The organism is Sphingomonas sp. 2378, from assembly GCF_038084995.1.
In the GTDB taxonomy this organism is placed as follows: Bacteria; Pseudomonadota; Alphaproteobacteria; order Sphingomonadales; family Sphingomonadaceae; genus Sphingomonas.
This window is the reverse complement of sequence record NZ_JAXCMJ010000069.1, coordinates 1-11,931: the sequence shown is the minus strand read 5'-3', so window position 1 is coordinate 11,931 and position 11,931 is coordinate 1. Positions and strand designations below refer to the sequence as shown.

General features: G+C 67.3%; 7 protein-coding genes and 1 pseudogene. 3 read left to right on the top strand and 5 right to left on the bottom strand.

The annotated features are described in order from the left end of the window. Positions 1 to 516, top strand: a pseudogene (locus SM191_RS18710) (TonB-dependent receptor); the annotation flags it as partial. Positions 517 to 646: 130 nt separating this feature from the next. Here the strand turns inward: SM191_RS18710 and SM191_RS18705 are convergent. After that, the gene (locus SM191_RS18705; protein ID WP_341507523.1) at positions 647 to 1,666 is read right to left on the bottom strand and encodes a phytase; all 1,020 of its coding nucleotides are present in this window, start codon (positions 1,664 to 1,666) and stop codon (positions 647 to 649) included. Then, a complete protein-coding gene (locus tag SM191_RS18700) occupies positions 1,663 to 4,458 on the bottom strand; it encodes a TonB-dependent receptor (protein ID WP_341507522.1) in 2,796 nt (931 codons plus the stop codon). Before SM191_RS18700 ends, SM191_RS18705 begins: the two co-directional genes overlap by 4 nt. Positions 4,459 to 4,878: 420 nt before the next feature. Between SM191_RS18700 and rfbB the strand changes: the two genes are divergently transcribed. Continuing rightward, the gene (gene rfbB / locus SM191_RS18695) at positions 4,879 to 5,964 is read left to right on the top strand and encodes a dTDP-glucose 4,6-dehydratase (protein ID WP_341507521.1); all 1,086 of its coding nucleotides are present in this window, start codon (positions 4,879 to 4,881) and stop codon (positions 5,962 to 5,964) included. Between the two features lie 9 nt (positions 5,965 to 5,973). Further along, entirely contained in the window at positions 5,974 to 6,903 is a 930-nt protein-coding gene (gene rfbA / locus SM191_RS18690) for a glucose-1-phosphate thymidylyltransferase RfbA (RefSeq protein ID WP_341507520.1), read from the top strand. Between the two features lie 13 nt (positions 6,904 to 6,916). On the opposite strand, the gene SM191_RS18685 is transcribed toward rfbA, so the two are convergent. The 3 genes from SM191_RS18685 to SM191_RS18675 all read right to left on the bottom strand — a co-directional run bounded on the left by SM191_RS18685 (position 6,917) and on the right by SM191_RS18675 (position 11,729). Next, positions 6,917 to 7,756: a tyrosine-protein phosphatase gene (locus SM191_RS18685; RefSeq protein WP_341507519.1), complete on the bottom strand. Its 840-nt coding sequence runs from the start codon at positions 7,754 to 7,756 to the stop codon at positions 6,917 to 6,919. Then, on the bottom strand, positions 7,756 to 10,113 hold the full coding sequence (locus SM191_RS18680; RefSeq protein WP_341507518.1) for a TonB-dependent receptor: 2,358 nt from the start codon (positions 10,111 to 10,113) through the stop codon (positions 7,756 to 7,758). The genes SM191_RS18685 and SM191_RS18680 overlap by 1 nt, the downstream gene beginning before the upstream one ends. Before the next feature lie 272 nt (positions 10,114 to 10,385). After that, entirely contained in the window at positions 10,386 to 11,729 is a 1,344-nt protein-coding gene (locus SM191_RS18675) for an ABC1 kinase family protein (protein ID WP_341507517.1), read from the bottom strand. Positions 11,730 to 11,931 lie beyond the last annotated feature (202 nt).

Genomic DNA, 11,931 nt, shown 5'->3' with positions numbered 1-11,931 from the left:
TCCCCCGACGCAGCAAAGACCGCCCCGCCGCCCCGCCCGCGCAAGGAGCCGGGATTCCTGTCGGTGTCGGCGACGACCAACTATCGGCTGGAGGACCGGCTGACCCTGCGCAGCGGCGGGCCGGTGCTCGACCTGCTGGACGGGGCGACGCTGAACGGCACCGGGGGCCGCCCGCGCTGGGATGTCGAGCTGAACGGCTATGTCAACTATGGCCTGTTCAATCTCGGCCTTTATGGCCGCGTCCAGGGCCCGACCCGTATCCGCAGCGACATCGCCGCGTCCGACCTGCGCTTTTCCGGCCGGACCTGGCTGGTCCTGTACAGCTTCCTCAAGGTCGACAAGATCCTCGACCGGCCCTGGACCAAGGGGCTGAACGTCAATGTCACGGTCGAGAACCTGCTGAACGACCGGATCAACGTCACCGACCGCAACGGCGATACGCCCAACCGCTTCCAGCCCGCCTATCTCGACCCCATCGGCCGCTCGGTCCGGGTCGGCGTGCGCAAGCTGTTCTGAAGCGCGATCCGGGCCGAGCCCCTCCCCTTCAGGGGAGGGGTTGGGGTGGGGCCTCTCCAACCGGCGTCGCGTTTGGGGAAGCGCCCCACCCCCGGCCCCTCCCCTCAAGGGGAGGGGAGCGTCGACGACCCTACAGCCCTAGCGCCTCGACGATCTTCCCCCAGCCGACATATTTGAAATTCTGCGTGTCGGGCGCGTTGTCGCCGTCCTGGGCGACGAACAGGCCCTTGGGATAATCCGGCCCGAAATCGCCCAGCGCCAGTTCGATCCCGTCGGTGTCGCTGGTTCCGTCGATCGCACCCCCGCCGATCCGGAAGCGCCCGGCATAGGTCACGCCCGGCAGGCGATAGAGGCTATAGCCATTGTCGCCCTGGCTGGAGACGACCAGATAGCCGCCCTTGGCTCCCCTGGGGGCCAGCGCCAGCCCCTCGGCATCGGCGACCAGCGTGCGGCCGTCTACCCGCGCGATCGGCGTGCCGGTGGTCGGCGCGGCGGGGTCGGCGGCAAAGCGCCACAGCCCGACATCCTCCTCCGCCACGTACAGCAGCCCGGTGCGATCATCGACCACGCAGCCCTCGGCCTGGGTGGCGAGCTTCATGCTGCGCAACCGTTCGACGCGCGGGGTGGCGGCGGACAGGTCGATGCGGACCTGATCGATCCGCCCGTCCTTGAGTACGACGAAGCCGAACAGCGCCTTGTCCTTCGCGCGGGTCCACAGGCACATGCCGTACGCCTCGCCCGCCCCCACCGGATAGCGGCCCATCGGCACCAGTCGGCGCGCGGCGGTGTCGAGCGTGAACAGCGCGACATGCGCGTTCGCCTTGTCCGCCCGGTCGCTGGCCGCCACGATCACCCGGCCCCCCGCCATCTCGCGCAGATCGACATTGTTGAGCCGCGCGGCCGGCGTGAAGGACAGGCGCTTGCCCTTCAGGTCATAGACATGGATGCCCGCCTGCTTGTCGGTGCCGATGACCAGGCTGGCGGCCGGGTTGGCGGCGTTGCGCCAGATGGCGGGATCGTCCGCCGCATCCGATGTGCTGTCGACCGGATCGGTCTCGGCGCTGGCGGCGACATTGGGCGCGGTGATCGGCGTCGCGGCGGGCACGCTGGCGCACCCGGCGAGCAGCAGCGTCAGGAACGCGGCCCTCACAGCTTCACCCGCACACCGGCGAAGACGGTATAGCCGAACTTCTCATATTCGTACGTCCGATACCGTTCGCCGAAATAGCGCACGCCCGGCGTGTTGGTCAGGTTCTTGCCCTCGGCGAACAGGTTGATGCCCTTGGCAAGCTGCACGCTGCCCGTCACGTCGAGTTGGCCGCGACCTTCCCAATACAGGTCCAGCGCGGGGTTGTCGGCGTTGATCTCGTCCAGATAATCCGACCGCTTGGTATAGGCGACGCGGACATTCACCGGCCCGCGCTCGTAGAAGAGGCTGGCGTTCCACATATGCGTCGACTGGCCCGGCAGCGCGAAGCGGCTGCGCCCGGCATAGGCGGTGTCGAACGTCGCATGGCCCTTGGTATAGGTGTAATTGGCGAACACCCCGAACCCGCTCAGCACGCCGGGCAGGAAGCTCAACTGCTGCTGCCAGTTGACCTCGACGCCGTATAGCTCGCCCCGGCGCGCATTGACCGGGCGGCTGAGGATCGCGCCGCCCACGCCGTTGTAAACGCCCGTGCTGGTCAGCGTATAGCGGTAGTCCGACAGATCCTTGTAGAAGCCGTTGACCGAAATCACGCCCAGCGGCCGGATGTAATATTCCAGACCCGCATCGGCGTTGTTGGACAGGGTCGGCTTCAGGTCGGGATTGCCGAACTCGACCCGCACCGTATTGCCCTCGCTCGTCTCCAGCACGCGCGGGGCGATCTGCGGGAAGTTGGGGCGGTTGATCGCGCGGCTCAGCGCGGCGCGCAGGATCAGGTTGGGCGTGAAGGCCTGGCGCAACGTCAGATTGGGGAAGAAATCGGCATAGCTGTTATGCCCACGCGCATTGGTGACCGCGCCGGTGCGCGAGACGCTGGGCGCGCTGCTCTCGAAATCGGTCGTCTCGACGCGAAGCCCCGCGATCAGGGTGGTGCCGTCCTTCACATATTTCGCCATGCCGAACAGGCCGAGGATCTTCTCCTCCGCGACATAATCGGCGGTCAGCGACTGCGGCAGGCGGCGTTCCGAGGCGGCCTTGGTCGCGTCGAAATAGGCGTCCGCCAGCCCGGTGTCGAACCGCTGGCCCAGGTCATAGCCGAAATTGCGCGAGTCCTGATCCGACAACAGCCCCGTCAGGCTCTGGCTCGGGGCGGCGCTGGCGCGGCGGTCGCGGAACCGCTCTTCATCGGCGTTGATATGCCGCGCGCGATATTTGCCGCCGGTCGAGAAGGTCACCGTCTTGCCCACCGGCAGGTCGGAGCGGACCGCCAGCGTCAGTTCGTCATTCTTCGTCGTATTCGACCGATAGGCGTTCTCGCGAAAGGCGAAGGTTCCGGTCTGGAGATGCTCCTTCGAGGTGAACAGCGAATAGCCGGGCAGGTCGGCATCGGCGAAATCATAGGACAGCGTCGGGCGCAGGCTGGAGCGGAACAGCAATTCGTCGCGACGCGGATAGGTCTGCGAGCTTTCGCTATAGGCGACATCCGCGCGGATCGTCCCCTCGCCCAGCCGCTGTTCGATGCCCGCCGTCGCCGACCAGATTTCGTTCACCTGTTTGCGGTGGCGGACCTGCTTCTCGATGCGGGTATTGCGCCAGGTCGCGGCGCGGTCGGTCGATCCGGCCTGGAGCGTGCCCTCGCTCCAGAGGATACCAATGCGATCGCGAAACTCGTCATCCTCGAACCGGGCATAGGTGCCGCGCACCCAGGCATGGGTCAGGTCGGACGGACGCCACTCGAACGCGCCGGTGCCCGCGATACGCTGGCGCTTGGTGTCGTAATCCTTGAACAAGGTTTCGGTGACGCGCAGCCCCGCCGGGGTCTGGCTCCACGTATTCTCGACATTGTCGGGGCGGCGATGGGTCATCGAATAGCTGCCCGAGAGCAGCAGGCCGAACTGGCGATCCGGGCCGAAGGTATCGCTGACCGCGGCCGATCCGCGATAGTCATGGCCCTTGCCGAACTGGTTGTAGCTCATGCCGCCCATGCCGGTCAGCGCGAAGCCCTTGCGGTCGAAGGGCGAGCGGGTGGTGATGTTGACCGCGCCCGCGATCGAGTCCGCATCCTGATAGGGGAGCAGCGACTTGGTCACCTCCAGATTGGCGACGATGTCCGACGGCAGCGTGTCGAGATCGACGGCGCGCGTCGTCGGGTCGACCGAGGGAATCTGGATGCCGTCGACCGACACGGCGGACCACTCGCTGGGCGCGCCGCGCACATTGATATAGCGCCCCTCGCCCTGGTCGCGCTCGATGCCGACGCCGGGGGCGCGTTGCAGCGCCTCGGCGATATTGGGATCGGGAAAGCGGCCGATGGCGTCGGCCGAGATGATGGTGACGGTGTTGTCCGCCGTCCGCTGCTGGTTGAGCGCGCGCGCGGTGTTGTCGAGCAGCGAGGCGCCGGTGACGACGATATCGCCGGGCTCGCCGCTGGCGGCGGGCAGGGTCAGCGAGACGGGACGCCCGCGATCGGCCGCCGCGACGACATGGGTGATGCCTGCGCGCCCCAGATAGTCGATCAGCAGGGTGACGTCGCCCGCTTCCTCGGGCGTGACGATGCTGAATTCGCCCTGGAGGTTGGTGGTCGCCTGAACCCCCGTCCCCTCGACCACGACCCGCGCGCCGGGCAAGGCAACGCCGGTCGCGTCATAGATGCGCCCAGACAGGATCGGCCCGGAGGCGGGCACGCCCGCCGGTGCGGCATCGCTGGCAAGGGCGAATGCCGGGCTGGCGGCAAGCCCCAATGCGATGAGCGAGGCCCCCGCGAAACCGCGGATGCCGGAACGAATGGCGTGCATGATGCTCCCCCTGGGTGCTGGTCGTGCCGACACCCTCCCCGGCATCGGTCCTTCCGGCACCCGTTGGCGGGGCAATGTTACGCGGCGATGTGATCGGGATGACGATGATATGACGGCCGCGTCATGGTCGCCGGTCCGGTGGTGTCCCGGGAATCGGGAGCTGGGCGACGTTCAGATATGCCCTTCTTTCCCCTCGCCCCTCATAGAGGGGAGAGGGTTGCGCAGACTTGGTCTTTGCGTGAGCAAAGGCTTAGTCGGAGCTGGGTGAGGGGTGTGCGCTCGTAGAGCGCGCGAGCCTGTGGCTCGCTCGACCCCTCACCCAAGCTGCGCTAGCCAGCAAGCTGGCCTGTCGAGCGATTCCAGACACATGGGGATCATTCGGCATTTTGACTGTCGCCCCGGACAGGATAGCATGGCCCCATGCGCATTCTCGTCACGGGTGGGGCCGGTTTCATCGGGTCGGCATTGGTCCGCCATCTGATCTGCCATACGGATCATGAGGTGCTCAACCTCGATGCGCTCACCTATGCGGGGACGCTGACCGCCGTGGAGCCGGTGGCCGACGATCCGCGCTATCGCTTCGTTCGGGCGGATGTGCGCGACGGGGCGGCGGTCGCGCGGGCGATCCAGGGCTTTCGCCCCCATGTCGTCACCCATCTCGCCGCGGAAAGCCATGTCGATCGCTCGCTCGACGGCCCCGCCGCGTTCGTCGAGACCAATGTCGTCGGCACCTTCACGATGCTGAATGCCGCGCTCGCCTATTGGCAGGGACTGTCACCGGCGGAGCGCGCGTCGTTCCGCTTCCACCATATCTCGACCGACGAGGTGTTCGGATCGCTGGAGGAGACGGGCCGGTTCACCGAAGCCACGCCCTACGACCCACGCTCCCCCTATTCGGCGAGCAAGGCGGCCTCCGATCACTTCGTCAGCGCCTGGGGGCACAGCTATGGCCTGCCGGTGATCGTCACCAATTGCTCGAACAATTACGGCCCCTATCATTTCCCCGAGAAGATGATCCCGCTGATGATCGTCAAGGCGCTCGGCGGAGAGACGCTGCCCGTCTATGGGCGCGGCGAGAATGTGCGCGACTGGCTCTATGTCGAGGATCATGTCCGCGCGCTCCAGGCGGTGTTCGAGCGGGGCGCGGTCGGGCGTCGCTACAATGTCGGCGGCAATGCCGAGCGGCGGAATATCGACGTGGTCCATACGCTGTGCGCGCTGCTCGACCGGCTGCATCCGCGAAGCGACGGGCGTTCCTATGCCGAACAGATCGGCTTCGTCGCCGACCGGCCCGGCCACGACCTGCGCTATGCGATCGATGCGACGCGCATCCGCGAGGAACTGGGCTGGACCCCGCAGGAGAGCTTCGAGAGCGGGCTGGAGAAGACGGTGCGCTGGTATCTGGCGCATCGGGACTGGTGGCAGCCGCTGCTGAGCGAACGGGGGGCCGATCGGCGACGCGGGCTATCCCCATCGCCTAACCCGATTTTCAGCCTTTCCCGATAGGGTTGCGCCATGAAAGGCATCATCCTGGCGGGCGGCACCGGCACGCGGCTTCATCCGGCGACCCTGGTCGTCAACAAGCAGCTTCTGCCCGTCTATGACAAGCCGATGATCTATTATCCGCTGTCGGCGCTGATGCTGGCGGGTATCCGCGACATATTGATCATCTCCAGCCCCGAATGCCTGCCGCATTACCGTACCCTGTTCGGGGACGGGAGCGCGCTGGGCCTGGCCATCGCCTATGCCGAGCAACCCCGCCCCGAAGGGCTGCCCCAAGCCTTCACCATCGCGCGCGACTGGCTGGGCGGAGAGGCGGCCATGCTGGTGCTGGGCGACAATATCTTCTTCGGCAACGGACTGGGCCCGATGCTGCGCCGCGCGGTCGCGCGGGTGCGGGCCGAGGGCGGGGCGACGGTCTTCTCCTACCGTGTCGAGGATCCGGAGCGCTACGGCGTCATCGCGTTCGACGAAGCGGGGCGTGCGGTGTCGATCGAGGAAAAGCCCGAGCGGCCACGCTCGCGCTTCGCGATGACCGGGCTCTATCTGTTCGACGCCGGGGTGTGCGACCATGCCGCCGCGCTGACCCCCTCGGCGCGCGGCGAGCTGGAAATCACCGATCTGGCCCGCTGTTATCTGGGGGCGGGGACGTTGCAGGTCGAGGCGATGGGGCGCGGCTTCGCCTGGCTCGACACCGGCACCCATGACAGCCTGCTGGAAGCGGGCGAATTCGTCCGCACCATCCAGCGCCGTCAGGGCATCCAGATCGCGTGCCTGGAGGAGATCGCCTATCTCCAGGGCTTCATCCCACGCGATGTCGCCGAAGCGAGGGGGCGGGCGCTCGCCAAAACGGCCTATGGCCGCGCGATCCTGACCGCGATCGAGGATGTGCCGGTCCCCCTGCCCTCCGGCGAGCGGCGCATGGGGGACCGGCGACTGGGCTGACGCCCGGCCCAGGTCACTTTCCGCTGAGATACAGCGCGCGCAGCTTCGCGATCTCCGGCGCGCCCAGGCCCAGCTCGTCCTTCAGATAGCCCATCGTCCCGCCCGGATGCCGGTCGGTCACGGCGAACACCGCCTCGATATAGCGGCGGTCGACCCCGGCGAAGGTCCGCGCCGCCTCGGGCGACAGCTTGGCCCAGAAGCCGGTCGGATGCGCGGGCGGCGGGGCCATGTGCTGGTTGGAGAGGAGGTAATCCTCGATGACGGTCGCCCTCGGCACGCCCAGCGCCGACAGGAGCAGCGCGGCCGCCACGCCGGTCCGGTCCTTGCCCGCCGTGCAGTGGAAGGCGAGCGGCGCGTTCCCGGCCAGCAGTTCGGCGAACATGCGGCGGTACTGCCCCCGAAACTGGTCGAGCAGCTTGGGATAGGTCGCCGTCATCGCCGCCACCACCTGTTCATGCGTCCAGGTCGATGGATCGCCGGGCAGCATCATGCCGCTCATGTCGAGCGCATAATCGTCGCTCAACACTTTGGGCTTTTGCCCGGCGGGCCAGTTGGTCGGCTCGCCCGTGCGTTCGCGGGTGTCGCGGAAATCGCAGACGGTGCGGATGCCCAGTTTCTGGAGATAGGCATAATCCGCCGGGGTCAGGTCGTGCATCTGGCCCGAGCGATAGAGAAGCCCCCATTTGACCGTCCGCCCGTCCATGGTGCGATAGCCGCCCAGGTCGCGGAAATTGCGCCCGCCCTGAAGCGGCAGCACCCGCTGGTGCGCCGGGGCCGCGACGGGCACGGAGGCCGAAGCCCCCGCCCCCACCGGAACCGCGACCAGCAGCGCCAGAGTGAGAAGGCCGCGCATCAGAACTTCACCGTGGCTTCGAGGCCATAGGTGCGCGGTTCGTTGAAGAAGCCCGACACACCGGTCAGCGTGTTCAGCCCCTTGTAGAACATATGCTGTTCGTTCAGCAGGTTGCGCGCCCAGGCCGCCACGCTGAGCGTCGCGCCGGTGCCGTTCAGCGCGATATCGGTGATGCCGAGCCGGCCGTTGACGACGAAGCCCGGATCGCCCTTGGGCTGGCTCACCCCCGGCGCGGGGTCGTTGTAATTGGCGTAGAAGCCGCTGTCGTAATTGCCGTCGAGATGCGCGACCAGGGTATAATCACCCATCGGCCGGTCATAGTCGATCGATCCGCTGGCGGCGTGCGCCGGGGTATAGACCGGATAGATCTTGATCGGCGTCGTCACCACCACGCCGCTCGCCCCTTGCGGGAAGGGGTTCACCGTCGCCGGGATGGTCAGGTCGTTATAGGAGTAGCTGGCCCCCAGCGTCAGCCCGGTCATCGGCGCGAAGGTCAGCTCCGCCTCGAACCCCTTGGCGCGGCCGGTGCCGGGCGCATTGGCGGTTTCGATGGTCGTCCGGTTGGTCTGGAGCAGATTGCCCTGCGCATCGACCTGGAGGTAATTGGCCTGGAAGTCGATCTGGATCGACTTGTACGCGCCGGTATAGGCGGACAGGTTCAGGCGGGCGCGGTGGTCGAGAAACTCGGTCTTCGCCCCGATCTCGAACATCGACAGGGTTTCCGGGTTGAACGGCGCATAGCGCAGCGAGCGCGAATTGGCGCCGCCCGACTTATACCCCTCCGACCATTTGCCATAGACATGCACGTCGCCCGTCACGTCATAGGCCAGCGTCAGCAGCGGATCGACCCGCGACCAGGCGGCATTCAGGCGACGCGGCCCCGTCACCCCGTCGACATTGGGGGTGGCGCCGTTCACGATGAACAGCTCGCCATGCTTCATGTCGCGGGTATAGCGCGCGCCCCCGGTCAGGTGCAGGCGGTCGTCCAGGATCGCCGGGGTCCAGGTCGCCTGGCCGAAGGCGCCGATGCTGCGCGTCGTGATCCGGCTGGCGCGGTCGAAGGGGACGGTCGCGATATTATAGGTGGCGACGGTCGCGGCGGTGCCGTCCGCATTCCACACCATGGTGTTGAACGCCTGGGCATTGTCCTCGCTATGCTCGCGATACGCCATTGCGCCCGCGACATATTTCAGGCGCGGGGTGTCGCCGATCAACTGGATTTCCTGGCTGAACTGATTCTGGGTAAAGCCCGCCAGGCTGTAGCGGCTGAACGCGCCGTTGGGCTTGTAGGTGGTGCTGTTCTGGCCGCCATTGTCATATTGGCTCTGGTCCAGCTCGCGGTACGCGGTGATCGACTTCAACTGCAACCCCGGCGCCAGGTCGAGGCCGAGCGTCAGGCGGTGGCCATGCGTCTTGCCGATGCTGTCCTGCTGCGGCACCCCGACGCTGGCGGTGCGCACCCGGTCGGGCTGGAGCGGCAGAGCCGGCGCGCGGGTCAGTGTGCCCGCCGTGATCGTCTGGAGATAGAGCGGGGTCGAGGCGTCGTAGGAGGTGTCGAACGCATAATCCGCGCTGACCCCGTCCTGCGGCTTCCACAGCACTTCCACATGGCCGCCATGCCGGTCGAAGCCATTGAAGTCCGACTGGCCGGGCAGCGGATTGTCGACCAGGCCGCCCCGCTTGGTGACGATGCCGTCCAGCTTCACGCTGAAATTCTGCCATTCGGGCAGGTTGAGATGCGCCTCGATCTTGTGCGCGCCGAAATTGCCGATGCCCGCCGTCGCCGACAGGCCGAACTCGCCGGTGGGCTTCTTCGTCACGATGCTGACCGCGCCGCCCTCGGTATTGCGGCCGAACAACGTCCCCTGCGGCCCTTTGAGCACCTCGATGCTCTCGATATCGTAGAGCGCGGTGCCCAGCCCCTGCGCGCGGCCCAGATAGACGCCGTCGATATAGACGCCGACGCCCTGGTCGCGCGCGGGCTGGTTGCTGTCGGCCAGCACGCCGATGCCGCGAATGTTCATGATCAGCGCCGAGTTGCGCGAATAGAAGGGCGCGACGCGAAGCGACGGGATCGCGCCGTCCTGAAGGTCGACCAGCGACTGGACATGCCGGTTCTTCAGGTCCTCGGCGGACAGGACCGAGATGGCGATCGGCGTCTTTTGCAGGCTTTCGGGCCGCTTCTGCGCGGTGACGATGACCTCGGCCAACGTGCCGTCATCGGTCGTCTTCTGCTCATCGGGCGCGGTCGTTTTCGCCGGTTCGGGATCGGCGGCCAGGGCAGGCGTGGCGATCAGAAGAGCCAGGACGCTGGACGCAAAGAACCGCCCCGCGAAACGCGGGTTGAACGAAGTCATGATAGGAATTCCCCCCAAAGGATTATGCCGCGATCCCTTGGTGCCGGATCATTGCGGGCTGATGACATTTTGGAGGAATGGCGATGATATTATGATGAAATCTCGTTCATCATGGTCGGCGGTTGTCGTTTCCACTGCCGCGCCGGATTATTCCGATCGCGATACTCAATGCCAGAGAATCAGCGGAGTGCCGCCTTCACGTCGTGACTACGGACATCGTCCGGAAAATGCGGCGAGCCTGCGCACCCCCGGGCCATGATGCACCCGGTTCCTCACCCGTTCCCGATCGCCCGCGCCGCCAGCCCGCGCACATCGACCCGCGCCTTCAACCGAGCGCAAAGAAGCGCGGTGCCGCTGATCTTGCGCTGGACGAACAGGGTTTCGACATGGGGCACGTGCCAGGTGTCGCGGTCGGCGATCAGGTTGCGGGCCTCTTCGCGCACCACCGGCACGAAGGCGCGGTCGCCGAAGTCGAAGGGCCCTGCCCGCGCCATCGTGTCGTCGATCGCGGCGATGATCCGGTCCACCGCCGGGCGGTGCGCGGCGACCGCCGCTTCGCCCAGAAAGCCCGTCTCCACCGCGATCTCGCGGATCCGGTCGCGGTCGTGCGCCAGCCCCGCCTCGATCAACCGGCGATAGGAGGCGACCGTCTCCGCCGGCACGTCGCGGGTCGCGCCGAAGTCGAGCAGGACCAGCCGCCCCGTATCCGCCTGCCACCGGTAATTGGCGAAGTTCGGATCGGTCTGCATCATGCCGAAGTCGAACAACTCGCGCAGCACCAATTGGATCAGCGCGGTCATCGCGGTGTCGCGGGCGGGCTGGTCCGCCTCCGCCAGCGTCTCGATCGGCTGGCCGGGGATATAGTCCATCGCCAGCACCAGCGGCGTGGTCAGCACCGGCTCGGGGCGGGGCACGACATAGCGCGGATCACCGGCCAGCCGCTCGCCATAGGCGCGCATCCGGTCCGCCTCGCGGAGATAGTCGGCTTCTTCTGCCAATTGGCGCTTGGCCTCTTCGAGCAGCGGCTTGAGGTCGAGCGCGGGCGGCAGCAGGTTGGAGACGCGCAGCAGCGTCGCGACATTGTCGACGTCCGAGCCGATGCTGTCCCGCACGCCGGGATATTGCACCTTGATCGCCAGCACCCGCCCGTCGGGCCGCGTCGCGCGGTGGACCTGCCCGATCGAGGCGGCGGCCATCGGCGCGGCCTCGAAATGGCGGAAGCGGCGTCGCCAGTCGGCCCCCCACTCCGTGCGCAGCACCTTGTCGAGTTGCGCGGGCGGCATCCGATAGGCCTGGTCGCGCAGCCGGGCGAGGATGGTCTGGAGTTCGGGCGGCAACAGGTCGCCCGCATCCATCGAGATCATCTGCCCCAGCTTCATCGCCGCGCCGCGCAGGTGCGACAGCCGGTCGGCGACGCGCGCGGCATTGCCGGGGGTGAGGATCAGGTCGCCCAGGCGCGGCCGCTCGCCGCTGGCCAGCCTGCGCGCGCCCTCCGCCAGCATCCCGCCCGCGACCCCGCCCGCGAGCCGCCCGAACGCGCCCGCCCGCGCGATGCGGCCGCTGGGGACCGCCCGGTGGGTGGCGTTGTGGGTGGGCTTGTCGTCGTTATCGGGCATGACCGGGATAGCGGCGGGCGTGCCGCTTGGTTCCGTCGGCCCCGCGAGACCGGACGGGGTACGTCGCCGGGGGCGATCGCCATTCCTCCCATTCCTCCCCTTGCAGGATTCCTCTGCGAAACGTCTGGCAATGAGGATGGTTGAGTGATTCACTGTGCGGGCAGGAGGGCATGGTGATGGTCGAGCAGCGATTGCTGGTGGA

Bases quoted from the DNA above. Each gene is read 5' to 3' on its own strand.
- SM191_RS18700 (WP_341507522.1), bottom strand. From the start codon at position 4,458: ATGCACGCCATTCGTTCCGGCATCCGCGGTTTCGCGGGGGCCTCGCTC.
- rfbB (WP_341507521.1), top strand. From the start codon at position 4,879: ATGCGCATTCTCGTCACGGGTGGGGCCGGTTTCATCGGGTCGGCATTG.
- rfbA (WP_341507520.1), top strand. From the start codon at position 5,974: ATGAAAGGCATCATCCTGGCGGGCGGCACCGGCACGCGGCTTCATCCG.
- SM191_RS18685 (WP_341507519.1), bottom strand. From the start codon at position 7,756: ATGCGCGGCCTTCTCACTCTGGCGCTGCTGGTCGCGGTTCCGGTGGGG.
- SM191_RS18680 (WP_341507518.1), bottom strand. From the start codon at position 10,113: ATGACTTCGTTCAACCCGCGTTTCGCGGGGCGGTTCTTTGCGTCCAGC.
- SM191_RS18675 (WP_341507517.1), bottom strand. From the start codon at position 11,729: ATGCCCGATAACGACGACAAGCCCACCCACAACGCCACCCACCGGGCG.